Source organism: Pseudomonas sp. (assembly GCF_048265905.1).
In the GTDB taxonomy this organism is placed as follows: domain Bacteria; phylum Pseudomonadota; class Gammaproteobacteria; order Pseudomonadales; family Pseudomonadaceae; genus Aquipseudomonas.
In genome coordinates this window covers 26,548-53,258 of the sequence record NZ_JBLXAP010000008.1, presented here as the reverse complement: position 1 = coordinate 53,258, position 26,711 = coordinate 26,548, and the positions used below count along the sequence as shown (strand labels likewise).

Annotated in this window: 25 protein-coding genes; 21 read left to right on the top strand and 4 right to left on the bottom strand. The window is 55.9% G+C overall.

What is annotated here, in order from left to right:
• Nucleotides 1–28 precede the first annotated feature (28 nt).
• Together leuC and leuD are read left to right on the top strand one after the other, a co-directional pair.
• The gene (gene leuC, locus ACN0UH_RS12520; RefSeq protein ID WP_417662348.1) at nt 29–1,450 is read left to right on the top strand and encodes a 3-isopropylmalate dehydratase large subunit; all 1,422 of its coding nucleotides are present in this window, start codon (nt 29–31) and stop codon (nt 1,448–1,450) included.
• A 1-nt stretch (nt 1,451) separates the two neighbouring features.
• The gene (gene leuD, locus ACN0UH_RS12515; RefSeq protein WP_417662347.1) at nt 1,452–2,060 is read left to right on the top strand and encodes a 3-isopropylmalate dehydratase small subunit; all 609 of its coding nucleotides are present in this window, start codon (nt 1,452–1,454) and stop codon (nt 2,058–2,060) included.
• A gap of 47 nt (nt 2,061–2,107) precedes the next feature.
• On the opposite strand, the gene ttdR is transcribed toward leuD, so the two are convergent.
• From ttdR to pobA, 3 genes are all read right to left on the bottom strand, one after another.
• Complete coding sequence (gene ttdR, locus ACN0UH_RS12510) at nt 2,108–3,031, bottom strand: L-tartrate utilization transcriptional activator TtdR (RefSeq protein ID WP_417662346.1); 924 nt, start codon at nt 3,029–3,031, stop codon at nt 2,108–2,110.
• A gap of 103 nt (nt 3,032–3,134) precedes the next feature.
• On the bottom strand, nt 3,135–4,019 hold the full coding sequence (locus ACN0UH_RS12505) for an alpha/beta fold hydrolase (RefSeq protein WP_417662345.1): 885 nt from the start codon (nt 4,017–4,019) through the stop codon (nt 3,135–3,137).
• A 183-nt stretch (nt 4,020–4,202) separates the two neighbouring features.
• A complete protein-coding gene (gene pobA / locus ACN0UH_RS12500; RefSeq protein ID WP_417662344.1) occupies nt 4,203–5,387 on the bottom strand; it encodes a 4-hydroxybenzoate 3-monooxygenase in 1,185 nt (394 codons plus the stop codon).
• Between the two features lie 129 nt (nt 5,388–5,516).
• Here pobA and ACN0UH_RS12495 point away from each other — a divergent pair, with 129 nt between their 5' ends.
• From ACN0UH_RS12495 to ACN0UH_RS12475, 5 genes are all read left to right on the top strand, one after another.
• Entirely contained in the window at nt 5,517–6,386 is an 870-nt protein-coding gene (locus tag ACN0UH_RS12495; protein ID WP_417662343.1) for a helix-turn-helix domain-containing protein, read from the top strand.
• Between the two features lie 12 nt (nt 6,387–6,398).
• Nucleotides 6,399–7,331 carry a pca operon transcription factor PcaQ gene (pcaQ, locus tag ACN0UH_RS12490; protein ID WP_417662342.1) on the top strand — a complete coding sequence of 311 codons (933 nt, stop codon included), beginning with the start codon at nt 6,399–6,401 and terminating at the stop codon, nt 7,329–7,331.
• A gap of 251 nt (nt 7,332–7,582) precedes the next feature.
• Complete coding sequence (locus ACN0UH_RS12485; protein WP_417662341.1) at nt 7,583–8,584, top strand: tripartite tricarboxylate transporter substrate binding protein; 1,002 nt, start codon at nt 7,583–7,585, stop codon at nt 8,582–8,584.
• Between the two features lie 60 nt (nt 8,585–8,644).
• Nucleotides 8,645–9,121, top strand: coding sequence for a tripartite tricarboxylate transporter TctB family protein (locus ACN0UH_RS12480; RefSeq protein ID WP_417662340.1), 477 nt, complete (start codon nt 8,645–8,647; stop codon nt 9,119–9,121).
• A gap of 15 nt (nt 9,122–9,136) precedes the next feature.
• Nucleotides 9,137–10,645, top strand: coding sequence for a tripartite tricarboxylate transporter permease (locus ACN0UH_RS12475; RefSeq protein WP_417662339.1), 1,509 nt, complete (start codon nt 9,137–9,139; stop codon nt 10,643–10,645).
• A 44-nt stretch (nt 10,646–10,689) separates the two neighbouring features.
• On the opposite strand, the gene ACN0UH_RS12470 is transcribed toward ACN0UH_RS12475, so the two are convergent.
• Entirely contained in the window at nt 10,690–12,411 is a 1,722-nt protein-coding gene (locus ACN0UH_RS12470) for an FAD-dependent oxidoreductase (protein WP_417662338.1), read from the bottom strand.
• Nucleotides 12,412–12,663: 252 nt separating this feature from the next.
• Here ACN0UH_RS12470 and ACN0UH_RS12465 point away from each other — a divergent pair, with 252 nt between their 5' ends.
• From ACN0UH_RS12465 to pcaD, 14 genes are all read left to right on the top strand, one after another.
• Complete coding sequence (locus ACN0UH_RS12465) at nt 12,664–13,443, top strand: IclR family transcriptional regulator (RefSeq protein WP_417662337.1); 780 nt, start codon at nt 12,664–12,666, stop codon at nt 13,441–13,443.
• Between the two features lie 155 nt (nt 13,444–13,598).
• Nucleotides 13,599–14,648: a Gfo/Idh/MocA family protein gene (locus tag ACN0UH_RS12460; protein WP_417662336.1), complete on the top strand. Its 1,050-nt coding sequence runs from the start codon at nt 13,599–13,601 to the stop codon at nt 14,646–14,648.
• A 31-nt stretch (nt 14,649–14,679) separates the two neighbouring features.
• The gene (locus ACN0UH_RS12455; RefSeq protein WP_417662335.1) at nt 14,680–15,492 is read left to right on the top strand and encodes a sugar phosphate isomerase/epimerase family protein; all 813 of its coding nucleotides are present in this window, start codon (nt 14,680–14,682) and stop codon (nt 15,490–15,492) included.
• Nucleotides 15,493–15,645: 153 nt separating this feature from the next.
• A complete protein-coding gene (gene pcaH / locus ACN0UH_RS12450) occupies nt 15,646–16,362 on the top strand; it encodes a protocatechuate 3,4-dioxygenase subunit beta (RefSeq protein WP_417662334.1) in 717 nt (238 codons plus the stop codon).
• An 11-nt stretch (nt 16,363–16,373) separates the two neighbouring features.
• Nucleotides 16,374–16,979 (top strand): protocatechuate 3,4-dioxygenase subunit alpha, encoded by a 606-nt coding sequence (gene pcaG, locus ACN0UH_RS12445; RefSeq protein WP_417662333.1) that lies wholly within the window; start codon nt 16,374–16,376, stop codon nt 16,977–16,979.
• Nucleotides 16,969–18,018, top strand: coding sequence for a cell division protein ZapE (gene zapE, locus ACN0UH_RS12440; protein WP_417662332.1), 1,050 nt, complete (start codon nt 16,969–16,971; stop codon nt 18,016–18,018). Before pcaG ends, zapE begins: the two co-directional genes overlap by 11 nt.
• 4 nt (nt 18,019–18,022) lie before the next feature.
• Nucleotides 18,023–18,964, top strand: a complete 942-nt coding sequence (locus tag ACN0UH_RS12435; RefSeq protein ID WP_417662331.1) for an AEC family transporter — start codon at nt 18,023–18,025, stop codon at nt 18,962–18,964.
• Between the two features lie 99 nt (nt 18,965–19,063).
• A complete protein-coding gene (locus ACN0UH_RS12430; protein WP_417662330.1) occupies nt 19,064–19,906 on the top strand; it encodes an IclR family transcriptional regulator in 843 nt (280 codons plus the stop codon).
• A gap of 173 nt (nt 19,907–20,079) precedes the next feature.
• Nucleotides 20,080–21,423 (top strand): MFS transporter, encoded by a 1,344-nt coding sequence (locus tag ACN0UH_RS12425; protein ID WP_417662329.1) that lies wholly within the window; start codon nt 20,080–20,082, stop codon nt 21,421–21,423.
• Between the two features lie 177 nt (nt 21,424–21,600).
• On the top strand, nt 21,601–22,452 hold the full coding sequence (locus tag ACN0UH_RS12420; RefSeq protein ID WP_417662328.1) for a CoA transferase subunit A: 852 nt from the start codon (nt 21,601–21,603) through the stop codon (nt 22,450–22,452).
• Complete coding sequence (locus ACN0UH_RS12415; protein ID WP_417662327.1) at nt 22,452–23,234, top strand: CoA-transferase subunit beta; 783 nt, start codon at nt 22,452–22,454, stop codon at nt 23,232–23,234. The genes ACN0UH_RS12420 and ACN0UH_RS12415 overlap by 1 nt, the downstream gene beginning before the upstream one ends.
• The gene (pcaF, locus tag ACN0UH_RS12410) at nt 23,231–24,436 is read left to right on the top strand and encodes a 3-oxoadipyl-CoA thiolase (RefSeq protein WP_417662326.1); all 1,206 of its coding nucleotides are present in this window, start codon (nt 23,231–23,233) and stop codon (nt 24,434–24,436) included. The genes ACN0UH_RS12415 and pcaF overlap by 4 nt, the downstream gene beginning before the upstream one ends.
• Before the next feature lie 104 nt (nt 24,437–24,540).
• Entirely contained in the window at nt 24,541–25,902 is a 1,362-nt protein-coding gene (locus tag ACN0UH_RS12405; RefSeq protein ID WP_417662325.1) for a 3-carboxy-cis,cis-muconate cycloisomerase, read from the top strand.
• Nucleotides 25,903–25,911: 9 nt separating this feature from the next.
• Nucleotides 25,912–26,700 (top strand): 3-oxoadipate enol-lactonase, encoded by a 789-nt coding sequence (gene pcaD / locus ACN0UH_RS12400; RefSeq protein WP_417662324.1) that lies wholly within the window; start codon nt 25,912–25,914, stop codon nt 26,698–26,700.
• Nucleotides 26,701–26,711: the final 11 nt, after the last annotated feature.

Here is a 26,711-nt window from a genome sequence, read left to right as displayed (position 1 = left end):
TAGCCGACCTGCACAAGCGAGCATTGCTATGACTGGCCCCAGAACGCTTTACCAGAAACATATCGACTCTCATACCGTCTGCACCCTCGATGATCAAGGGCATGTGTTGCTGTATATCGATCGTCAGGTGGCCAACGAGTACACCAGTCCACAGGCCTTTAGCGGTTTGCGCGAGGCGAATCGCAAGGTCCGGCGACCGGACGCTACGCTGGCCGTGGTCGACCATGTCAATCCCACCAGTCCTGAGCGGGTCGCGGCGATGGCCGATGCTGGTGGTGCTTTGCAGGTTTCCTATTTTCAGGAGAACTGCCATGACTTTGGTATTGAGTTGTTCAATGTGCTGGACAAGCGCCAGGGCATTGAGCACGTGGTCGCGCCTGAGCAAGGTTTTATCCTGCCAGGCATGGTGGTGGCGGCAGGCGACAGCCACACCACAACCTACGGTGCATTGGGTGCCTTTGGCTTTGGGATTGGCACATCCGAAATCGAGCACTTGCTGGCGACGCAGACACTGGTCTACAAACGCCTGAAAACCATGCGCGTTACTGTGCTGGGGGCGTTGGGCGCGGGCATGACGTCAAAAGACATCATCATGGCCTTGATCCGGCGCATTGGCGCCTCTGGCGCAACTGGATACGCCATCGAATTTGCCGGTCCGGCGATTACCGCGTTGAGCGTTGAAGCGCGCATGACGATTTGCAATATGGCCGTTGAAGCCGGTGCGCGTGGTGCGTTTATGGCGCCAGACGAAAAGGTCTACGCCTACCTTGCTGAAAAGCCCCGCGCACCCAAGGGCCAACTCTGGGAGCAGGCGCTAGCCAGTTGGAGCGAGCTTTACACGGATGCGGATGCCCAGTTTGATACTGAAGTTGTGCTTGATGCGAGCACGTTGGAACCCATGGTCACTTGGGGCACCAGTCCTGATCAGGCGGCCGCCATTGGTGATTGCGTGCCGGACCCGATGCAAGAAAGCGACCTGATTCGTCGTCAGGATTTGCAGCGCGCGCTTCGTTATATGGGGCTTGAGCCTGGAGCGCTGCTGAGTGAGATAAAGATCAGCCACGCCTTTATTGGCTCATGCACCAACGCGCGAATTGAAGACTTGCGCGACGCCGCCAGAGTAGTGCGCGGACACAAGGTCGCAACTCATGTGCGGGCGATGATTGTGCCGGGCTCTACCCAGGTGCGCGATCAAGCTGAGGCCGAAGGCATCGCCCAGGTTTTTATCGATGCCGGTTTTGAGTGGCGCCAGTCTGGCTGCTCGATGTGCCTGGCGATGAATGATGATGTGCTGGCGCCGGGTGATCGCTGCGCCTCCAGCACCAATCGCAATTTTGAGGGGCGTCAGGGCGCAGGCGCACGCACCCATCTTATGAGCCCTGCAATGGTGGCAGCTGCTGCAATACGTGGACATCTGACCGACGTGCGCTCAATGGCTGAGGAGGCCTGATATGCAAGCTTTCAAGACTGTAACCGGGGTCGCCGCACCGATGCTTGCCGCCAACCTTGATACCGATGTCATTATGCCCAAGCAGTTTCTCAAGGGGATTGATCGCAACGGCTTGGATAAAGGCGTTTTCTTCGACCTGCGCTTCTTGCCAGATGGCCAGCCAAACCCTGAATTTGTGCTTAACCAGTCGCCTTGGTGCGATAGCCGCTTTCTGGTCGTAGGTCCAAACTTTGGTTGTGGCTCAAGTCGTGAGCATGCGGTTTGGGGCCTCAAACAGCTCGGTATTCGCGCCCTGATCGGCAGCAGTTTTGCCGGTATATTCTTTGATAACTGCCAGCGCAATGGCGTGCTTCTGATTCAACTCAGCGAGGAGCAAATTCAAGCGCTCGGCCAAGTGGTTGGCCACACGCAGAGCGCAACCATTAGCGTTGATCTTGAGCAGCAGAAAATCATCCTGCAAGACGGTCGCGGCATCGCTTTTGAGATTGATGCTTTGCGCAAACAATCACTGATGCTTGGCCTGGATGCGATTGGTAGCACCTTGCAACGCAGCGATCAGATAGACGCCTTCGAAGCCCGGCATCTGCAAGCCAACCCTTGGCTGGCGTGACTGGCGTGCGGTCGCATTCAGCTGGCCGCACGCAGTCCCGAACCCGGTTACAGTGAAAGCGCTTGAAAGTGCTTGCTCAAGAACTCAACGCAGACGCGCAGTTTGGCTGAGTTGGATAGACGGGTCGGGTAGAGCGCCCAGACGTTTGCGCTCTGGCTGTACTCGGGGAGCACCTGTATCAGTTGACCCGACTCCAGCAGAGGCTTCACATCCCACAGTGAGCGCAGCAAGATGCCTCTGTGGTTAAGCGCCCATTGCAGCACGATTTCGCCGTTGTTTGACGATAATGGCCCGCTGATCCGCACCGAATGCTGCTTGCCGGCGTTTTCCAGATTCCAGACGCCGAAAACGTTTTTGCCCTCCTTTATCACCAGGCAATCGTGGTGCTGCAAGTCGTCGAGGCTTTCAGGTACACCACGTCGCTGCAGGTAATCAGGTGTCGCGCAAAGGATGCGTTTATTGCTGACCAGTTGCTTGCAAATGTGCTGGCCGGGAAGGTCATCGCCTACACGGATTTCCAGATCAAAGCCTTCGCCAACCAAATCTACAACCCGGTCGAAAACCTCCAGGCGGATTTCCAGTTCAGGGTACTGCTCGGCCAGATGTGAAATGGCGGGCGCGACATGATTACGCCCGAAGCCAAAAGAACTGCTGATATGCACCAACCCTCTTGGGGTATGCCGCGCCTGCGAAAGCTCATCGAAGAGGTCATCCAGATCACCGAGAATGCGCACCGCCCAGCGCTGGGCGCGTTCACCATCTTCGGTCAGGGCAATGCGTCTTGTGGTGCGGTGCAGCAAGCGAGTCTTGAGCGCGTGCTCCAGAACCTGGATGCGCTTGCTGACATAGGCCGGTGAAGCCCCTAACTCGTCGGCGGCAGCGGCGAAGCTCTGTTTGCGGATGACCGTGAGAAAAACCCGAAGGTCTTCCGGTAAAGGCAATTGCTCACGAACTGTGTTTAAAGGCTCCATAAATCACCATTTGGTCAGCGATGGAGCAATGCTAGCATGGTGCTTTAACACAGGTGTCCTGGCCCCAGCTACTGGCCAATCTTGGGCGCGTCTGAAAACTGTTCTATGTCGACTGAGTCAAGAAGGACAAAGCTTCGGCCAGCAGCAGCTCCGGCGCTTCCTCGGGAATATAGTGACCGCAAGGCAGAGCCTTGCCCTGAACATTGGTCGCGACCTGGCGCCACTCGTGCATGGGATCAAAGCAACGGCCGACCACACCTTCCGCGCCCCATAACACCAGCAATGGCGTATTGAAGCGTTGGCCTGAGTCGCGATCATGCTGGTCGTGATGCAAGTCGATAGCTGCGCTGGCGCGGTAGTCCTCACAAATCGCCCTTGCCGTACCCGGCAGCTTCAAGCAGCGCAAGTACTCGGCAAACGCCTCATCAGTGAATGGCTGCATACCTGCGCTTCGTGTGCCCATGACACTACGCAGATAAAACTCCGGGTCAGCTTCCAAAAGGCGCTCGGGGAATGGTGCAGGGCGAATCAGGAAGAACCAATGCCAGTACGCGCGGGCAAAGGCTTCGGTGGTTTGTGAGTACATGGCCAGGGTTGGCGCGATATCGAGCATGATAAGTCGGCGCACCGCAGGGCCATGATCCGCGACCATACGATGGGCAACGCGAGCACCGCGGTCATGGGCCAGTACGTCGAAGTGATCGAAGCCCAGCGACTGCATGAGCTCGACATTATCTTGTGCCATCGCCCGCTTCGAGTAAGTCAGGTGTAGTTCATCGCTACTCGGTTTGCTGCTGTCACCGTAGCCGCGCAGGTCGGCTGCAACTACGGTGAAGTGCCGGGCGAGTTGCGCGGCAACCTTATGCCAGATCACATGCGTTTGCGGATGCCCGTGGAGTAACAAAAGGCCAGGCCCGGTTCCACCTATGCGGTAGGTAATACTGACTCCGTTAACCTGACTTTCGCGCTTTTTGAACTCAGCGAACATAGCTAATCTTCCTGGCCGTTAGTGCCTGACATACTAGGCCGAAGCGAGGCTGCTGCAAGCAGGTAAACGTGGTTGGGTTATTTATGAATCGTGTATAACCAGCCTGTTTTCATAGGTATTAGTTGGAACTCGGTTGGCAATCGGCTAGGCATGACTCACTGCAGGCGTTGCGTCTTAGACGCTTCATTCGATGGCCTCATAAGGCAGGCCGACGTAGTTTTCGGCGATGGTTTTACGCCCGGCTTCAGAGCCGACAAAGTAGTCCAGTTCAGTTTGTTGCATGCGTTGGCTGAAGGCATCGGTGTCGGGGAATTTGTGCAGCATTGAGGTCATCCACCAAGAGAAGCGCTCAGCTTTCCAAACACGTTTTAGGCACACTTCAGAGTATCGTTCGAGCAAGTCGGTACGGCCCTCGCGGTAAACCTTGAGCAGGATGCGGTACAGGGTGTTGACGTCACTTGCGGCAAGATTCAGGCCCTTGGCACCGGTAGGCGGCACGATATGCGCAGCGTCGCCAAGTAGAAACAGATGGCCATATTGCATCGGTTCAACTACATAGCTGCGCAGCGGCGCGATAGATTTTTCGATTGAGGGGCCAGTTATCAGGCGCTCTGCAATATCAGCGGGCAGGCGGCTTTTCAGTTCATCCCAGAAGCGTTGATCAGACCAGTCTTCAACTTTCTCTTGCGCCGCGACCTGCACGTAGTAACGGGTGCGGGTGTGGGAGCGCATACTACACAGAGCGAAGCCGCGCTCATGGTTGGCGTAGATCAGCTCTTCGTTTACCGGTGGTGTGTCGGCTAGCACACCCAGCCAGCCGAACGGATAGACCCGCTCGAACTCTTTGAGTACGCCTTCAGGAATTGCCTGTCTGGACACGCCGTGGAAACCGTCACAACCGGCGATATGATCGCAGTCAAGACGTACCGCCTCATTATTGAGGGTAAAGGTTACATAGGGTTTGTTGCCCTTCAGGTCATGCAGTTGGGCGTCCTTGACGTTGTAAAAGGTTTTAGCGTCGCTGGCTTCGCGGGCTTGCATCAAGTCACGGGTGACCTCGGTCTGGCCGTAGATCATCACCGTTTTACCGCCCGTGAGTTGCTTGAGGTCGATGCGCTCACGACGTCCGGCAAAGGCCAATTCAAAACCGTCATGGGGTAAGCCTTCGCTGTCCATCCGCTGGCTCACGCCAGCTATGCGAAGCAGGTCAACCATGCCTTGTTCGAGCACACCGGCGCGAATTCGGCCGAGCACATAATCCGGGGCTTGGCGTTCAATGATGATGTTGTCGATGCCGGCCTTGTGCAGCAGTTGGCCAAGTAGGAGTCCCGATGGACCGGCGCCAATAATGGCGACTTGAGTCTTCATTGTTATTGTCCTCTGCAAGCTGACGATTCAACTTGATGGTGGTGAAGTCGCCTGTATTTTTGGTGGATTGCTTGTGCAATTGAAGGCACTATCCGATTACTTTTATGGACTTTTCGAGGGTTTCTGGCGATGAGTAAAGCGCCGGTCGCTAGCGTTCCTGTGTTCAAGCTGTATGGCGAAACCACTGCCTGGCCAACCCCGGATTTGATTCATTGTGAATCGATACCGGAGCGCAGCTGTCTGCATGATTGGCAGATAAAGCCCCATCGTCATGGCGATCTGGTGCAGCTTTTATATGTTAAGGCTGGCCAAGCGGAACTTGAGGTTGAAGGGCAGATCAACCGGGTGAGTCAGGCATCGCTGCAAGTTGTTCCTGCTTTTAGCGTGCACGGATTTGGCTTTTCCGAGGATGTGCAGGGTTATATTTTAAGTCTTGCCCAACCATTGGTTGACACGCTCAGTGCCGCATTGGAAAGCACACCATTGGCACATGCTGCGTGCTACCCGCTCGGAGCGCAAAAAGGCTATGTGGATGAGCTGTTTGATTCGATCGTGCAGGAGTACAGCGAGCAGGCGTTGGGCCGTGAGTTGATGTTGCAATCGCTAATCAGTGCGTTACTGGTGTGGGTCGCTCGGCATGCACAAGCCTTGGATTGCACCCAGGCGCAGACCCCGGACCGGGGGCGTGATCACTTGCAACGCTTTACTGGCCTGCTGGAGGTGCATTACCGCACACACCGGCCGATTGAGTTTTACGCCAGCGAACTGGGGATCAGCGCCGCCCATCTCAATGCCTTGTGTCGGCGTTTGGCCGGGCAGTCCGCTTTACAGCTGATTAATCAACGGTTATTGCTGGAGGCAAAGCGCAGCCTGGTTTATACCGCGATGACGGTTAATCAGGTTTCCGATAGCTTGGGTTTTTCTGAACCGGCGTATTTTTCACGTTTTTTCAAGCGCGGTTGTGGGTTCACGCCCAAAGCCTTTCGTTTACAGCGTTGAACCTGAATCCTTATGAATATTGATAATCGCATCAAGTTTCGTCATCTGCTGTGCTTCCTTGAAGTGGCGCGTCAAGGCAGTCTTGCACGGGCCGCTGAAGAACTGGCCGTCAGCCAGCCAGCGATTTCCAAGACGCTCAAAGAACTTGAGGAAATGCTCGATAACCGTTTATTCGAGCGCAGCAAGCAAGGCGTTACACCGACTGCTGCCGGGCTGGCCTTTTTGCGCTACGCCGGGCCAAGCGTGCAAGCACTACGCGAAGGGGTGCGCAGTTTGCGTAGTGGTGAACATGAAGCGGGAGTGGTGCGTCTTGGTGTGCTGTCAACGGTAGAAAGCTCATTGTTGCCGGAAGTGGTTCGTCGCCTGCATGAACAACACGCTGCGTTGGTGGTCAGCGTGGTAACGGGCCCGAGTGCTTATCTGCTCGGCCAATTACGGGTCGGCGCGTTGGACTTGGTGGTGGGGCGTATGACCGACAGCCCACAAATTGCCGGGCTTACTTTTGAACACCTATACAGCGAGTCGATGGTGTTGGTTGTCAGCCCCGGACATCCGCTGTTGCAGGTTAACCTGAGTGACCGCAGCCGATTGGGTGATTACCCCGTGGTGTTGCCGCTCGCCGGCACTACTATTCGCCGCTTTGCCGACAGCCTGTATGTGCAGTGCGGCATCCATTTGCCACAGCAGCGCCTGGAAACCTTGTCCATTGCCCTGAGTCGGCGCTATGTGCAATCCAGCGCGGCGGTATGGGTGGCACCGCATGATGCGGTTCGTCAGGATCTGGCGCGCGGTGAACTGGTGCTGCTCGATCTGGGCTTGAAAGAGCCGGGTGGCTCGGTCGGTATCTGCAGTAACCCCTCAACGGCCGATACCTTGGCTGCACAGTGGTGCCGTGAGGCTCTGCGCGCGAGTGCCGTTGAATACCTTGAACAGTACGATGCCTGATCACATGCTAGTCAATCCAGCCAGCTATTTTGATTGCTAGGTCTGACTGTCGAAGGCTATCGCGTATTTGTAAGCTGTGCGGTAATCGGACGACAGGGCACTGCAGCATTTGACGCGCTCAGGTCATAACCATAAGTTGTACCAACTGGTTAATTTGCAGTTTCAAGACTGCTGCCGGATTGTCACGGACGACGACTTGAACGTCGTACGGGCAGAGCACAACAAACATAATAAGCTCAGAGGATTTACCCATGCTTAAACGTCTTGCAGCAGGTTTCCTGCTCTCGTCTACTTGCCTGTTGGCCGCTTTGCCAGCCCATGCCGATTACCCTGAGCGCAACATTCAGGCTGTCGTACCCTGGAGTCCGGGCGGCGCCACCGATAACGTTGCACGCAGTCTGGCGGCACTGGTTGAGAAGGAACTGGGGCAAAGCCTGATTATTTCCAACCGCCCGGGCGGGACGGGTGTGATCGGCACCAGTTTCGTCATGAAGCAACGTCCAGACGGCTATACCTTGCTGATTGGTGCTGAAAACCCTCAGCTTTATCCGCTCCTTGGCTTGGCTAACTTCGATTACAGCGGCCTCGACCTGATCAGCCTGATTGGTCAGAACATGGCGGTTATCGCCACCCCGCCGGACAGCCCTTGGAACAGCATGGAAGAACTGCTGGCAGACGCCAAGGCCAATCCGGGCACCTTGCGTATGGGCAGCACCGGTACTGGTGGTTTGCCTGGCAGCGTGCATGCAATGATTAGCTCGATTCATCCACTTGATGTGCGTGAAGTTACCTTCGCGGGCGATGGTCCAGGTGTGGCGGCATTACTCGGTAAGCACATTGATTTCATGCCGCTGAGCATGGCCGCCGCCCGTGAGCAAGTTGCGGCTGGCAAGCTCAAGGGCTTGGCGGTATTTGGTACTGAAGAGCTGGAAGGCTTACCGGGCGTGCCGCCAATCACCAAGGCTCTGCCGGAAATTGCATCCTATCTGCCTTGGGGCCCGTTCTGGGGTGTGTGGGTGCGTAAAGGCACGCCAGAGCCGATCAAGCAAAAGCTGACCGAGGCATTCAGCAAAACCCTTGCTACTCCTGAGGCGCAAACCTTTATCAAGAACTTTGGTGCGACACCGCTGAACCTCAGTGGTACTGAAGCCCAGGCCTATCTTGACCGCTGGCAATCAGTCACAACCTGGTCGATGTACAAAGCGGGTGCAGTAAAGGTTTCGCCTGAATCGCTGGGCATTCCCAAGCCCTGATCGTTGCTCCGTTGACTGACTTGGATAGCACGCCTGTCTATCCAAGTCAGGAGGTCTGTTATGAATGTTGAATCAAACAATCGGCTGCAACCGCTTGAACGCATGTTCTATTGGTTGCTGCTGATTTTCAGTGCGGCAGTGATTTATCAAGCTGCCAGCATCAGTGGTTTCGAAATAGCCAACTCTCCAGGTTCGTTGCCGATGGGCGCTGGCGTTGCGCTGGGCATATCATCCCTGGTCATCTTGATTGGCTCCTACCGTCGGCAGCCACCAGCCTTGCCTGGTTTATTCGAGCAGATGCTCGCGTTTCGCAGGCTTCACCTGCCCGCTGAAATACTGGTGTTCTCTGTCTTGTGCATCGCCTATGTCGTGGCCATGTATTACTTGGGCTTTTATCCCTGCACCCTGGCTTTTCTGGTGTGCAGTATGATTTACCTGATGCGGGGCAGGGTGCTTTATGCGCTATTGATTGCAGGCGGTTCATTGCTGTTTATCTATGCCCTGTTTTCATTGGTTTTTCACGTTTACCTGCCTTGAGTCGAGAGTGCCTAAATGACTGATACCTTTTCATTCTTGACCATGGCCTGGGCTGATCCCCAGCTGCTGATGCTCACCGCATTGGGCACCTTCGCCGGTATCTATATCGGTGCTATGCCTGGGCTTTCTGTGACCATGGCGGTGTCCTTGCTGGTTTCGTTTACCTTCTCCTGGGAGGTCAATGATGCCTTGGCGCTGATTGTCGGGATATTTGTCGGCGGGGTTTATGGTGGTTCGCGCGCCTCGATTTTGCTCAATATGCCCGGTACTCCGGCAGCAGTAGCAACTTCTTTTGACGGTTATCCGCTGGCCAAGCTCGGTGAAGCGGGGCGGGCAATCGGGCTGACTACCGTAATGTCGGTCATCGGTGGTTTGATCAGTGTGTTGGTGTTGGCGCTGGTTGCGCCGTACCTGTCTGAATTTGCTCTGCAGTTTGCCCCACGTGACTACTTCCTGATCGCCGTGCTGGGCTTGTTGCTGGTCGGCAGTCTGGCCACCAATTCGTTGGCCAAAGGTGTGTTTGCCGCTGCGCTTGGGGTGTTGATTAGCATGGTCGGCATGGACCCTGTTACCGCACAGGGCCGCTTCACAATGGGCAACATGGACCTGCTCGGCGGGATCAATTATGTCGCGGTAATGATTGGCTTGTTTGGCGTGTCCGAGGCGCTGTATCAACTGCACAATCTGAAGCAGATGCCGGTTCGCCAGGATGTCAGCAAAATTGTTCCGCCGTTGCGACTGGTGCTTAAATTCTTGCCCTTGTCGATTCGTACATCCTTGATAGGGGTGTTGGTTGGCGCTTTACCGGGCGCTGGAGGTGATATCGCGGCATTGTTTGCTTATGACCATGCCAAGCGCACAGTGAAAAATCCGTCGCGACCATTCGGCGAGGGTGCTTACGAAGGTTTGGTTGCGCCGGAAACAGCCAATAGCGCAGCGGTGGGCGGCGCCTATATGCCGATGCTGACCTTGGGTATGCCGGGTGATGCTGTGACGGCGGTGATCCTCGGCGCATTGGTGATTCACGGAATTAATCCTGGCCCGCTGATGATGGTGGAGAATCCTCATATCTTCTGGTTCACCGTAGGCAACCTGGCCTTGGCCAATATCTTCCTGCTGGTGTTCGGTCTGATGGGTGTCAAGTTGTTTGCCAAAGTCGTCGAGTTGCCGAAGTCGATCCTGGTGCCGGTGATCTTGGTTCTCTGTGTGGTAGGTACCTACTCGATCAACAGCAATATGAGTGATGTGACCTGGATGCTTGGGTTTGGCTTCTTTGGCTACATGCTGAAACTGTTTGGTTTCCAGATGGGGCCGGTAATCCTTGGGGTCATTCTTGGGCCGCTGATGGACACCTCTTATCGCCAGGCAATGTCTGCAGTTGGCGATAGCCCGGTTGCGCTGTTCTACGAAATGGTCGGCAACCCCTTGTCGTTGGTTTTGTGCTCGGTACTCATTCTGCTACTACTGAGCCGCGTGCCTGGGGTCAAGCGACTCTTTACACGCAACAGCCCAGCGGCCGCTTAGTGCGCTTGCCCGATGTTGGTGGACAAGCTTCGCGTTGTCGCACCCTACGGGACGACACCTGCGACATGGCGCGCGGCGATATAGCCGAACGTCATTGCCGGGCCCAGGTTGATGCCGCCAGATGGATAGAAACCGCCCATGATGCTGGCCATGTCCGAACCCGCTGCATATAAGCCCGCGATTGGCTGGCCATCAGCACCCAGTACAGATGCATTGCCGTCTGTGCACAGGCCCGCGAACGTGCCGAAGCAGCCGGGCTGCACCTTGACTGCGTAAAACGGGCCCTGTTCGATCGGCGCTACACAAGGGTTGGTGCCGTGGTGCAGTGGATCGCCATTCTTACGATTAAAAGCGGTACCGCCGCGCCCAAACTCTGGGTCTTCACCCTTGCGTGCGGCTTGATTAAAACCTTTCACCGTCTGTACCAAGCCTTGTGCATCAATACCGCAAGCCTCAGCCAGTTGCTCAAGGGTCGCGCCACGCTTGAGATAGCCATTGCGCACATGCGGACCCACCGGCAAGGGGGCCGGACGGGCAAAGCCCAGACCATAACGGCGTTGAAAACGATGGTCGCAGATCAGCCATGAGCAAAGCTCCTGATTCGCTGGCACCTGCTCGATCATCGCCGAAACGTAGTCGTAATAGCCGTGTGCTTCGTTGACGAAACGCTTGCCGTTTTGCAGTACGCCGATAATGCCAGGTTTGCCGCGCTCGATAATATGCGGGAAGTGGCCAAACCGACCGTTGCGATACGCAACCTTAGACACCGGCGCCCACGCCACGGGAGACTGCAGATCGGTGCGAACTTGGCCACCAACTGCCTCGGCCAGCCGCAAGCCATCACCACTGCACGACTGGGGCGGTAGGGCCAAGTGCTCATGTTCGGGGCGGGGAAACATGGCCTGTCGTCGTAACTGGTCATGGGGAAAGCCGCCGGTTGCAAGGAGCACGGCGCGTGCGCGCACTGTACGTTGCGTCGTTTGGCAATCAAGCACGGCTCCACAAACCCGTCCGTGCTCTGCTAACAGGCGCACGGCGGGCGCCGACTCGATTAGTTGCACGCCGAGGTCTGCTGCGGATCTGGCTAACCTAGCAACCAGAGCGACACCGTTGACCAGATGCATTGCGCGGCCATAACGAGCGAGATGATAAAGATGGCTAAGGAAGCGTTTGCTCACGTGCAGCAAGGCTTTTGCTGAGCGGGTCATCGACAGGAACGCCGCCAGATCAGCCCCCGCCATAATCGGCATGCCCATAAAAGACGTCTCGGCCATGGTTTTGCGTAAGCGTGGCAACAGGTCGAGCACTGCCGTGGCGTCGTATGGCGCAGCAATCAATTGATGACCGCCGCTGGCTGCACCCGGTGTGTTGCCGTGCATATCGGGAATTGCATTGCCGTCGGCAAATTGCAGCGCCGTGTGTTGCTCGAAGAACTCAACCATCGATGGACAAGCGTTGAGAAACGCATCGACACGCTCGGCATTGAATTGCTCGCCTAATTCGTTTTGCAGATAAGTGCGCGGTTGCTCAATTGACTCGATGATCCCTGCGCGACGTGCAAGCGGGTTGCGCGGCAGCCACATCCAGCCACCGGACCAAGCTGTTGCGCCGCCGAACACCTCGTCTTTTTCCGCGACAATTACTTTCAAGCCATGCCATGCCGCTGTCACGGCGGCTGAAAGGCCAGCAGCTCCAGAGCCGATGACCAGTAAATCGCACTCGAGATCAGTGGACACGAGAGACGGCGGGTTAGCTGTAATAGGCATGGCGCGAAGGTCTCATGTTGCTGAAAATAGAACTATGTTCCACATTCTATTTTGCTTAACCAGAATCGCCAAGCGACAATTGTCTGTGCTCGCTATTTTCAGGTTGGATGGTGGCTACGCTGTACGCTTAATCTACGTTGGATACGCTTTGTTCGATTGTCGAATGAGGGGCAGGCTAACGAACCTGCCAGTTTCCCAGGCTTGAACTATCCCGTTAGAATCTTCGCCAAACTCAGCATGGATTTCAGCACTATGGCCGGCAGTCAGATCGAACGCGCACTCAGCCTTCTGGAAAGCCTCACGCAGGAACCACAAGGCTTGCAGATGCAAAGCCTGGCTGACGATTTGAACATCCCGAAAAGTGCGACTCATCGCATGCTGGCTGAACTGATACGGTTGGGCTATGTCAGGCAGAATCCGGATAGCAGCCGTTATCAATTGTCGACCAAGCTGGTTGCGCTGGGTTTTCGTTATTTGTCTAACGCCGGCTCCGATATTGTTCAATCGATTCTCGATCGATTGGCCGAGGAGTGCGGTGAACTGGTGCGTCTTGGTGTTATTGATAATGAGCGTCTGACCTGGATTGCCAAGGCCCAAGGCGCAAAGGGTGGGCTGCGCTATGACCCGGATATGGGCCGCGATGCACCTTTGCTATATACCGCGTCCGGACATGCCTGGTTGGCAAGTATGGATGACGCATCCGCCCTGGCTTTGGTGGAATCGCAGGGGCCAGTGCTCGATCCTCAGCAGTTGGGAGTCAATGCGCCGCGCAACACCACAGACTTGCTTGCTCGATTACAGGTTGCGCGCCAACACGGCTATGCCTGGGTCGAACAAAGCTCCGCCGTCGGTACCTCGGCAATGGCCGTGGTGGTGAAGAGTCCTGCTGATGGGCGCAGTATTGGTGTGCTGAGCATCGCCGGGCCGAGTGCGCGGCTGACTGAGCCGCGCATGCATGATTTGGCAACCATGTTACTCAGGACTGCCGAGGAGTTATCCGGCGCGAGTCCGGCCTCGGAACTGTTCAGTTAATGCAAAGGCCGCTATCGCGGCCTTAATTTTGTCTGCAGCAATTCATGATCCGGCGGTCAGTTGGTAGCAAACGGCTCTTTTGCGTGCTTGATTTAAAAATGGAACTAAGTTCTAAATAATAAAATGACTTTTCACAACGGACCGGAGGATCGACATTGACCAACCCACTTTGTATCGCCCTGATCGGCGCTGGCTCCATGGGCCAGCAGCACCTTGAGCACTTGGACCCAATGGATCAGGCGCAGCTCTGCGCGATTTCCGATCCCAATCCGCAGGCCTCCGAAATTGCCAAGGCGCGCGGTATTCCTTACTTTGCCAATCATCAAGTGATGCTGGCCGAGGCAAAACCGCAAGCGGCGATCATTGCCAATCCCAACAATCTGCATGTGCAAACAGCGATCGACTGCCTCAATGCCGGGGTTGCCGTTTTGCTTGAGAAACCGGTCGGTGTCGACCTTGATGAAGTTCGTGAGCTGGTCAGGGTTTCTCAAGCCACCGGCGTTGCCGTGTTGGTGGGGCATCATCGTCGGCACAACCCGCTGATTGCCAAAGCTCGACAGATGCTTGAGGGCGGTGCGCTGGGGCAACTGACAGCGGTTACCGCCTTGTGGCAACTGCGCAAACCCGACGATTACTTCGACATTCCATGGCGCCGCGAGGCGGGTGCTGGAATGCTGCTGACCAACCTGATTCATGATCTCGACTTGCTGCGCCATCTGTGCGGCGAAGTGCAGTCGGTGCAGGCCGTGACCAGTAACCGGACGCGTGGCTTCGCCAACGAAGATAGCGTCGCGGTGTTGTTGCAGTTTGCCAATGGCGCCTTGGGCAGCCTGACCGGTTCCGATGCGGTCGTTGCGCCCTGGAGCTGGGAGTTGAGCTCTGGTGAGAACCCGATTTATCCGCAGCATGCGGACCAACCCTGCTATCTGCTCGCCGGCACACAGGGCGCATTGAGCCTGCCGCAGTTAAAGCATTGGCGCTACGACGCAGCAGATGCTGGTTGGCACGATCCATTGTTGGCGCAGGTGCAGCCATATCCTGAGGCCGAGGCGCTGACTCGCCAGCTTGAGCACTTTATCCAGGTCGCACGGGGTGAAGCTGAGCCCATGGTGAGCGCCGCAGATGCAGGACGCACCCTGGCCTTGATCGAAGCCATACGCCAAGCCGCAGAAACAGGGCGGGCCTGCACGCCTGCACAGATCTGAGGTCAAGCCCAAGCAGCTACAGGACCCGTCGATGAGCGAACAAATATTTTCCCTTGCTGCGCTAACCGTGCTTGAACTGTCACCCCCTGAAATGGTGGAAGTGGCTGCCCGCGCGGGTTATAGCCATGTCGGCTTGCGTCTGCTACCGGCTACCGCAGAGGAGCGACACTTTGCGTTAATGACTGATGCCGGGCTGCGTCGCCAGACTCAGCAACGCTTGCGCGACACCGGCATTGGCGTGCTGGATGTTGAGATACTGCGGCTAAAACCTGATACCCGTGTTGATGATTTTCGCTGGTTGATTGAAGTAGGCGCCGAATTTACTGCCAGCGAATTGCTGGTGGCCGGTAATGATCCGGATGAAGCAAGACTGATCGATAATTTTGCCCTGTTGTGCGATCTGGCCAAACCGTATGGTCTTAACCCACATCTGGAGTTTATGCCCTGGACCGATGCGCGTGACCTCGATCAAGCGCTGCGTATTGTTGAGGCGGCAGGGCGCAGTAATGGCTGCGTGCTCGTTGATGCTTTCCATTTTGACCGCTCGGCTTCAAGTCTCGAGCAGCTTGCGCGGGTTGATCCGGCGTGCATGCGCTATGCACAACTTTGCGATGTGCTCGGCCCACGACCGGATGACATGGCGGAAATCCTGCGTCAGGCGCGTAGCGAGCGGCGCTTCCCCGGCGAGGGCGATTGTGATCTGCACGGATTGCTACATGCCTTGCCGGCGCACATTCCATTAAGTCTGGAAGTGCCCGTTCAACAACAAGGTATCAATGCGTTACAGCGTGCTGAAATGGCCCTTGCAGCAAGCAAAAGGCTTTTAGCCGAGTGCCCAGCTTGAACAATCATGCACGGGATATTAGATATCCATAACCTTTTGGTTATGGATGGATGCGATCTTTTCAATATCCATGTGCGATTTTCTGCAGGAAACTGCGCTTGGCCGGTATAAGCCAGCAGTGAGTCTCATTCATTCTAATAAGAGGAAATCGATATGTCTGATGCGCAGAGCCGCTTTGTCATTCGTGACCGCAATTGGCACCCGAAGGCGCTGACGCCTGATTATAAAACTTCGATTGCCCGCTCGCCGCGCCAGGCATTGGTCAGTATTCCCCAATCCGTTTCAGAGACGACTGGTCCTGATTTCTCGCACCTGAAAATGGGCGAGTACGACAACGATTTGCTGCTCAACTTCAACAACGGTGGGTTGCCAGTTGGCGAGCGTATCATCGTTGCTGGCCGCGTTATTGATCAGTACGGCAAGCCGATTCCACACACCTTGGTTGAGATGTGGCAGGCTAACGCAGGTGGTCGCTATCGTCACAAAAACGACCGTTATCTCGCGCCACTTGATCCTAATTTTGGTGGCGTGGGCCGTGCCCTGACCGATCGCGATGGCTATTATAGTTTCCGCACGGTCAAGCCTGGCCCTTATCCGTGGCGTAATGGCCCGAATGACTGGCGTCCAGCGCATATTCACTTTTCCATCAGCGGCCCGGCGATTTCGACACGCTTGATTACCCAGCTGTATTTTGAGGGTGATCCGTTGATTCCGATGTGCCCAATTGTTAAGTCGATCGCCAATCCCGATGCGGTGCAGAGCCTTATTGCCAAGCTTGATATGAGTGCGGCCAACCCGATGGATTGTCTGGCTTATCGCTTCGATATCGTGCTGCGCGGGCAGCGTCAGACTCATTTTGAAAATCGCTGAGGGGAATTGTCATGCCTATTGAATTGCTAGCCGAAACCCCTTCACAAACCGCTGGCCCCTATGTGCATATTGGTCTGGCCTTGGCCGCCGCAGGCAACCCGGCGCGGCCACAGGAAATCTGGAATCAGATGGCAAAACCTGAGGCGCCGGGCGAGCACATCCTGTTGATTGGTAATGTCCATGACGGTAATGGTCATCTGGTTAAAGACTCGTTTCTGGAGTTTTGGCAGGCCGATGATCAAGGCCGTTACGACAGCGACTACGACCTAGAAAAACCCTTCAATTGCTTTGGTCGTACCGCCACCACTTTTGAAACTGGCGGCTGGACACTGAACACTATCAAGCCCGGTGTGGTGAATAATGCTGCGGGTGTGCCGATGGCGCCGCATATCAATATTTCCCTGTTCGCTCGGGGGATCAACATTCATCTGCAAACCCGTTTGTATTTCTCTGATGAAGCAGAGGCTAACGCGGTAGACCCGGTGCTTAACCTGATTGAGCAGCCACAACGGCGTGAGACTTTGGTCGCGCAGCGCTGTGAAGTTGACGGTCAGTTGGCTTATCGTTTTGATATCACTATTCAGGGCGAGGGAGAAACGGTGTTTTTTGACTTCTAGCGAGCGCCTGCCGGAGCAGCTCGTTGGTGCACATTTTACGACGCTGCTCAGTGAAAAAGGCTTTAGTGCCGACCCTGCACAACAGTTAGCCATTGACCATCTCGGTCAGTGGCTTTCGGCGTTTCTGGCCCATCGTTCGCGTTGGCTAAGCAAGCCCGTGGCCGGGGTTTATCTGTGGGGCGGGGTGGGGCGCGGCAAAAGTTTTGTGATGGATGCGTTTTTTGCCGCCGCACCATTGGAAGACAAACGCCGCGTGCATTTCCATGCGTTCTTGCAGGAGTTGCAACAACGCATGCTCGCTTACACAGGTAAAGCCGACCCTTTGGGCCGGGTTGCGGGTGACATCGCCAAAAGCACACGCTTGCTCTGTTTTGACGAGTTTCATGTACATGACATTGGCGATGCAATGCTGCTCGGGCGCTTACTCAAGGCTTTGGTCGATAAGGGTGTTGGTGTGGTCTGTACGTCCAACTATGCGCCTCAAGGCTTGTGCCCCAATCCGCTGTATCGCGAGCGTTTCAAGCCAGCAATCCGTTTGCTTGAGCAGCGCTTTGCAGTTTTACAACTCGATGGCGGAACCGACTATCGCCAGAGCCCAGGCTATTGCTGGGGTGAGTATTTATGGCCGATTGATGAGTCCAGTGCTGTGCTTGGTAAGCGCTTGGCTTTCACCGGCAGCGCTGAATATGACTGCGAAATAGTCCTAAATCATCATCTGCTAAAACTACGCGCCCGGGAGGCTGCAAAGCTTTGGCTGGATTTTAGCGAGCTATGTCGACGGCCGCGTGCCAGTGCGGATTTTCTCTGGTTGTGCGACCAGTATCGGCAACTTGCGGTAACTGGTGTGCCTTGTCTGGATGCCGAGGGGATTGATGTTCAGCAGCGCTTTCTCAATTTTATCGATATTGCTTATGACAGCGGCGTACAACTCTTTTTAGGCTGTGAGGCGGGTTTGGATGATCTGTGCCAGCCGGGCAGTCATGTCGACTTCTCACGGACACGCAGTCGTTTACAGCAACTCTGCCAACTGAAGTATTGAAATTATGTTGCAGATTTTGGGCATCACCGCACCGATTTTTCTGATCATAGGCATTGGCTTTATCGCCACCCGCCTGCAGTGGATCAGCCGCGAGCAAGTGGCCGGAATGGGTCGTTTCGTTATTAGCTTTGCGCTGCCGGCGCTGGTGTTCAAAGCATTGGTCGAGCGGCCGCTGGATGAGGTGTTCGAGCGCAATTACCTGCTGGCATACGGCTTGGCCTCGCTGCTGGTATTTGCGCTGGGTTTTGTCGTATCACGACGCTTGCGCGGTGATTCGCTCAGCGGCAGCGCGATTACCGCGGTCGGAATGTCCATGTCCAACAGCGGCTTTATAGGTTATCCGATTGCCGCCTTGGTGGTCGGTGAGGCCGCTGCTGTCGGGTTGGCCATGGGTGTGTTGATCGAAAACCTGCTGATGCTGCCGCTCGCTTTTGCCTTGGCTGAAGCGGGGCAGAGTCATGGTCTGGGCCTGCGCGCAACCGTAGCTGTCACCTGCAAGCGACTCGTGAGTAACCCCATTATTATCGCGATCTGTTTGGGTTTACTGGTCGCGCTGCTGGGCCTGCATGTGCCTGACATACCGATGCGGGCGGTGGAGATGCTGGCTCAATCTTCTGCCCCGGTGGCCTTGTTCGTGATCGGCGGCAGTCTGGTGGGAATGCGCATTGGCGGCATGCTCACCGATGTGCTGCAGATCAGTCTAGGTAAGTTGGTGTTGCATCCTCTGGCGGTGCTGCTGTGTTTTAGTTTTCTTCCAGTTGAAGATCCGGGCTTACGTGTGGCGGGCGTGTTATTTGCCTGTGCGCCGATGATGAGTATTTACCCCATTGTCGGTCAGCGCTTCGGTTTGCAAGGGCGCTGCGCGGCTGCTTTGGTTGGTGCGACGCTGCTGTCGTTTGTGACCTACAGCCTGTTTATCGGCTGGCTCGCTGGGCCACATTTGTGAATGTAATGTGCGGGATATGTCAGTAAGCCAGGATTGCGATAATCGAGCATTGGTTCGATAATCGCTCACAGGCTAGATGGTCAATAAAGGATAACTACAATGAGCGATGAGCAACGCCAACCGCTGTCAAATCTGGCGCCGCCTATTGTGGTCTCGCCAGCGAAAAGGATTGAAGCACTGACCGGCGACCCTAATTTTATGACCTCGCTGGCCCGTGGTTTGGCCGTGATTCATGCATTCCAAGAGCGCAAGCGGCATCTGACCATCGCCCAAATCAGCCACCGCACCGAGATTCCCCGTGCGGCTGTGCGGCGCTGCCTGCATACGCTGATCAAGCTGGGTTATGCCACAACCGATGGGCGTACCTATTCATTGCTGCCGAAAGTGCTGACGCTCGGGCATGCTTACTTATCTTCGACACCCCTTGCAGTCACTGCTCAACCGATTCTCGATCGCATCAGTGAGCAACTGCATGAAGCCTGCTCAATGGCCAGCCTTGAAGGCGATGAGATTCTCTATATTGCCCGTTCAGCTACGCCGCAGCGCTTGATTTCAGTTGATCTCAGCGTCGGCAGCCGATTGCCTGCGTACTGCACATCGATGGGGCGGATTCTGCTGGCAGGGCTGGATAATCTGACGCTCGATGAATACCTCGAACATGCTGATTTGCAGATCAAAACCAGTCGCACCCTGCATACGCCAGAGGCGCTGCGCGAGAATATCGAGCAGATCCGCCAGCAAGGTTGGGTGATCATTGATCAAGAGCTTGAGATTGGTCTGCGCTCGATAGCGGTGCCGCTTAAAGACTCAGCAGGCCAGGTATTGGCCGCGTTAAACGTCGGGACGCATGTGAGCCGCACCAGTCGCCAAGAGTTGGAAACACGCTTTCTTCCGGTGCTGCTAGAGGCCAGTAAAGAGTTGAGCACTCGTTTGTTTCATTGATAAACCCTTGTACGCAGGCCGTTATGAGTCAGTCGCAGGCTAATGGAAAGCGGTATAGACCAAAGTCTATTTTTGATCGTTAATCGAACGCTGAATCGATTATCGTATTGAGCGAGTCATGGTGGACGCTTAAGTTGCAGGTGCCGCTTTCTTCACCACAATAAGAGACCACCATGACTGCTATAACTTCCCCGACTGCCAGCCTTGATGTGCAGTCATTTATCAATGCCCAGCCTCTTTCGCGTTATCAATGGCGCATCGTTATCCTGTGTTTTCTGATTGTGTTCCTTGATGGCCTGGACACTGCCGCGATGGGCTTTATTGCACCGGCGCTGACTCAGGATTGGGGTGTTGATCGCGCCAGCCTCGGCCCGGTCATGAGCGCTGCTCTGATCGGCATGGTATTTGGAGCCTTGGGTTCTGGCCCGCTGGCTGATCGCTACGGGCGCAAAGTCGTGTTGGTGGTCGCGGTATTCCTGTTTGGTTTGTTCAGCCTGTTGTCGGCGTTCAGCGGCAATGTCGACCAGCTTGTTGTGCTGCGCTTCCTCACCGGCCTTGGGCTGGGCGCGGCAATGCCTAATGCGACGACTCTATTGTCTGAATACACCCCTGAGCGTCTCAAGTCGCTGCTGGTAACCAGTATGTTCTGTGGCTTTAATCTGGGCATGGCGTGCGGTGGCTTTGTTTCTGCTGCGCTGATTCCGGCATACGGCTGGCACAGCTTGTTGTTGATTGGTGGTGTCCTGCCGTTGGCGTTGTCGCTGGTCTTGTTGCTGCGTTTGCCTGAATCCGCGCGGTTTTTGGTGGTGCGCAATCGCGGGGCTGACAAGGTGCGTAAAGTCCTTGAGCCCATTGCGCCAGCTGCCATGCAAGGTGTCAGTGCATTCACGGTTCCCGAGCAAAAAACCGTGCAAAGTCGCAACGTGCTCAAGGTGATTTTCTCAGGCACCTACAGTGCAGGCACGCTGCTGTTGTGGCTGACTTACTTTATGGGTCTGGTGATTGTTTATCTGCTCACCAGTTGGTTGCCGACGCTGATGCGTGACAGCGGCGCGAGCATGGAGCAAGCAGCGTTTATCGGGGCTTTGTTCCAGTTTGGCGGGGTGCTCAGCGCTGTTGCCGTGGGCTGGGCAATGGATCGCTTCAATCCGCATAAGGTCATTGGTGTTTTTTACCTTTTCGCTGGCGTATTTGCCTATCTGGTTGGGCAAAGCCTTGGTGAAGTCACGTTGTTAGCCACATTGGTATTGCTGGCGGGGATGTGTGTTAACGGCGCGCAGTCGGCCATGCCGTCGTTGGCTGCACGTTTTTACCCAACTCAAGGGCGCGCAACTGGTGTGTCCTGGATGCTCGGCATTGGTCGTTTCGGCGCCATCCTCGGAGCCTGGATGGGCGCTACGTTACTCGGACTGGGCTGGAACTTTGAACAGGTGTTGACCGCACTTGTCGTGCCAGCTGCAATCGCTACGGCGGCAGTTGTTATCAAGGGTTTGGTCAGCCACGCAGACGCCACATAAGCGCAAGCCGCCTGTGAGCTCACCGTGCAACGACCACTATGTCAGGCGTTGCACGAGTTGAGTGTTGTTCGATAATCGCACATATAGTCGATTATCGGATTGTTCAGGCTGCATCGGCAGAGTACTTTTTACCCACACGACGTGCTGCCACGTCCCGTCTACCAATCGAGACTTACCATGGCTGACATTATTTCTTTAAGCGAAGCCGTCCAACGCTTCGTCAACGATGGCGACACTGTTGCCCTCGAAGGTTTTACTCACCTGATTCCAACCGCTGCGGCTCACGAGCTGATTCGCCAAAACAAAAAAGACCTGACGCTGGTGCGCATGACGCCGGATCTGGTCTACGACTTGTTGATCGGTGCCGGTTGCGCGAAAAAACTGATCTTCTCCTGGGGCGGCAACCCAGGTGTCGGCTCGCTGCACCGCCTGCGTGACGCAGTCGAGAAAGGCTGGCCACAACCACTTGAGATTGAAGAGCACAGCCACGCGGCCATGGCTAACGCCTATGTGTCGGGCGCCTCGGGTTTGCCTTTCGCCGTTTTGCGTGGCTATCAGGGTTCGGATTTGGCTAAGGTCAATCCTCGTATCAAGTTCATTGATTGTCCGTTCACCGGCGAAACACTGGCCGCCGTACCAAGCGTGCGTCCGAACGTAACCGTGATTCATGCACAAAAAGCCGACCGCAAAGGCAACGTGCTGATTCAAGGCATTCTTGGCGTGCAGAAAGAAGCAGCATTGGCAGCCGAGCACTGCATCGTCACGGTTGAGGAAATCGTTGATGACTTACAGGCACCGATGAATGCCTGCGTGTTGCCAACTTGGGCAATTGCCGCCGTTTGTGTGGTGCCTGGGGGCGCGCATCCGTCCTACGCTCACGGTTACTACGAGCGCGATAACCGTTTCTACCAAGCCTGGGACCCAATCGCCCGTGACCGTGAAACCTTCACCGCATGGATAGATGAATACATCCGTGGCACTGCGGATTTTGCCGAGTACCAAGCGAAAGTGAGCGGGGAGAGCAAGTGATGAGCGACTTCAATACCAATGAAATGATGACCGTCGCTGCAGCTCGCCGCCTCGGTAATGGCAGCGTTTGCTTTGTCGGGATCGGTCTGCCTTCCAAGGCCGCTAACCTGGCGCGTCTGACCCATGCACCGGAAGTCGTGTTGATCTACGAGTCCGGCCCAATTGGTGCCAAACCAACTGTATTGCCGTTGTCGATTGGCGATGGTGAGTTGGCTGAGACTGCCGACACCGTTGTGCCGACAGGTGAAATCTTTCGCTACTGGTTGCAAGGTGGCCGGATTGACGTTGGCTTCCTCGGCGCCGCGCAGGTCGATAAGTTCGGCAATATCAATACCACGGTGATCGGCGACTATCATCAGCCCAAGGTTCGTTTGCCGGGTGCTGGCGGCGCGCCGGAAATTGCCGGCTCAGCAAAGAAGGTGCTGATCATCCTCAAGCAGGGCCATCGTACTTTTGTTGAAAAGCTGGCATTCATTACCTCGGTAGGTCACGGCGAAGGCGGCGATCATCGCAAGCGCCTCGGTTTGCCGGGCGAGGGGCCGGTGGCGATCATCACTGACCTGTGCATCATGGAGCCCGAAGCGGGCAGCAATGAATTTATCGTCACCTCCTTGCATCCGGGTGTGACGCGCGAGCAAGTGATTGAGAACACCGGCTGGCAAATCCGCTTTGCTGAAACGGTAACCACCACTGAAGCGCCAAAATTTGAAGAGTTGACTGCGCTGCGCGATCTTGAAGCACGTACCGCCGTAGCCCATGGCCAAGCCGGGGGTGATGAATGAGTCGCGAAGTATTTATCTGCGATGCCGTGCGCACGCCGATAGGTCGCCTCAATGGCGGGCTTTCAGCGGTGCGTGCCGACGATTTGGCAGCCATCCCGTTACGTGCATTGATCGAGCGCAACCCGCAGGTTGACTGGAACGCGCTTGATGAAGTGTTCATGGGCTGCGCCAACCAATCTGGCGAAGACAATCGCAATGTTGCGCGCATGGCATTGCTGCTCGCAGGCCTCCCGGAAACGGTGCCGGGAGTAACCCTTAATCGCTTGTGCGCTTCTGGTTTGGACGCAGTGGGTTCAGCGTTCCGCGCTATTGCCTTGGGTGAGATGGAGCTGGCGATTGCTGCGGGTGTTGAGTCGATGACCCGCGCACCTTACGTGATGGGCAAGGCGGACAGCGCCTTTGGCCGTGGCCAAAAAATCGAAGACACAACCATGGGCTGGCGTTTCATCAATCCATTGATGAAAGAGCAGTACGGTGTCGATGCCATGCCAGTCACGGCGGATAACGTCGCTGACGAATACTCGGTCTGCCGTGCGGATCAGGATGCATTTGCCCTGCGCAGTCAGCAACGTGCAGCTGCTGCGCAGGCGAGCGGTTATTACGCTGAGGAAATCGTTCCGGTGGTGATCAAAACCCGTAAAGGTGAAACCGTTGTCGACACTGACGAGCACCCGCGCGCGGACAGTAACGCCGAAGCCATGGCCAAACTCAAACCGGTCAACGGTACGGATAAAACCGTCACCGCAGGCAATGCTTCGGGCTTGAATGACGGAGCTTCGGCAATGATTCTGGCCTCGGCTGAAGCCGTGCAGAAGTATGGCCTCACCCCGCGCGCTAAAGTGCTCGGCATGGCCAGCGCCGGTGTTGCACCGCGGGTGATGGGTGTTGGTCCGGTGCCGGCTGTACGTAAACTTCTGGCGCGGCTGAACCTGGATATCAACGCATTCGATGTTATCGAGTTGAACGAAGCATTCGCCGCCCAGGGTTTGGCCGTAACTCGCGAGCTCGGTTTGGCCGATGACAGCGCCAAGGTAAACCCTAATGGTGGCGCTATTGCGCTTGGCCACCCGCTGGGCATGAGTGGTAATCGCTTGGTGCTGACAGCTGTTCACCAGTTACAGAAAACCGGCGGCAAGTTGGGGTTGGCGACCATGTGCGTAGGTGTTGGCCAAGGTTTGGCGCTGGCTATCGAGCGGGTCTGAATATTCAAGGCCAGTAGCGACAAGGATTTTTACTTGCCGCTACTGGCTTGCCCCCGTTCACTGCTATAAAACAGTCACACATTCCTAGACTCAGGAGCACCGGCTTGAACAGCCCGAGCAACCAACTATTCGATGCCTATTTCACCCAGCCCGCCATGCGCGCGATCTTCTGTGATCAGGGCAGGGTACAAGGCATGCTCGATTTCGAAGCTGCGTTGGCCCGTGCGCAAGTGCGCGTCGGCCTGATACCGGCGACAGTGGTTGGCCCAATCGAGTCGGCTTGCAGCGCTAAGCACTTTGATTTCGCGATGCTGGCTCAGGCGATTGTCAGTGCTGGTAACTCGGCGATTCCGCTGGTTAAAGCGCTGGGTAAACGCGTCGCCAGTGAAAGCGTTGAAGCCGAGCGATATGTGCACCTCGGCGCGACCAGTCAGGATGTGATGGACAGTGGTTTGGTCTTGCAACTGCGGGCCGCGATTGAATTGCTTGAGCACGACCTGCAACGTCTGGGTGATGCGCTGGCGCAACAGGCTGAGCGGTATGCCGACACGCCAATGGCTGGGCGCACTTGGTTGCAACATGCAACACCGGTGACGCTGGGTATGAAGTTGGCTGGCATGCTCGGCGCTATTACTCGTCATCGCCAGCGCTTGCTTGAGTTGAAACCACGCTTACTGTGTCTGCAGTTTGGCGGTGCTTCTGGCAGTTTGGCGGCGCTGGGCGATCAAGCGTGGCCGGTCAGCGAGGCATTAGCTGATGAGTTGAAGCTGAATCTGCCCGATCAACCTTGGCACACCCAACGTGATCGTTTGGTTGAATTTGCCAGCTTGCTGGGCATGCTCGCCGGAAGCTTGGGTAAATTGGGCCGCGACCTGAGTCTGTTGATGCAAACCGAGGCGGGTGAGTTGTTCGAGCCAGCCGCGCCGGGCAAGGGCGGTTCATCAACCATGCCGCACAAACGCAATCCGGTCAGTGCTGCGGTACTTATCGGTGCGGCCACGCGAGCGCCAGGGCTGGTCTCAACCATGCTCTCTGCCATGCCGCAGGAGCATGAGCGCAGCCTAGGTTTGTGGCACGCTGAGTGGGAGTGCCTGCCAGAGCTGTGCTGCCTGGTTTCCGGCGCCTTGCAACAAGCCTTGTTGGTTGTACCGGGGCTGGAGGTGCAAGCATCGCGCATGCGTGAAAACCTCGACCTGACTCAAGGGTTGGTACTTGCTGAAGCGGTCAGCATTGCCTTGGCTCAGCGTATCGGTCGCGACGCCGCTCACCATTTACTTGAACAATGTTGCCGCGATGCTGTAGCACAAGGCACACATCTGCGCGCAGTGCTTGGCGCCAACGCCGAAGTAACCGAGCAACTGTCTGCTGCGGAACTGGATCGCCTGCTCGATCCAGCTTTTTATCTCGGTCAGGCAAGGCGCTGGGTTGAACGCGCATTGGCTGAACATCAAAATTTTTGCGAATAGAGGCCTCTGATGTCTGTTGTGCAACTTGCCGATGGCGAACTGAATTACTTGTTAGAAGGTCCGGCTGATGCGCCGGTACTGGTGCTGTCGAACTCGTTAGGCACCGACCTGAATATGTGGGATGTACAGATGCCCGCATTTACTGAGCATTTCCGTGTGCTGCGCTATGACACTCGCGGCCATGGTCAATCGCTGGTGACCAAAGGTCCGTACAGTATTGAGCAAAATGGCCGCGATGTACTTGCGCTGCTCGATGCCTTGGATATCCAGCAAGCTGCATTCTGTGGTTTGTCGATGGGCGGCTTGATCGGTCAATGGCTGGCGATTAACGCGCCGCAGCGCTTGAGTAAATTAGTGGTGTGTAACACTGCGGCAAAAATCGGTTCACCAGAAATCTGGAACCCACGCATTGAAACTGTATTGCGCGACGGCGCTGCTGCAATGTCTGCTCTGCGCGATGCATCAATTGCACGCTGGTTTACCGAAGGGTTTGCCGCCAGCCAGCAGGCCAAGGTTGAACCTATAGTCGGCATGCTCGCACAAACCTCGCCTGAAGGTTACGCCGCCAATTGCGCAGCGGTCCGTGATGCGGATTTCCGTGAGCAGATTGCAACAATCGCATTGCCGGTTCTGGTGGTGTGCGGCACGCATGATGCTGTAACAACACCTGCCGACGGGCAATTTATGACGTCCAAAATTGCAGGCGCGCAGCAGGTTGAATTCCATGCCGCGCACCTGTCGAATGTCGAGGCGGGCGAGTTATTCTCTCAGCGCGTGCTGGATTTTTTGCTGGCTTGATCGGAGTGAAT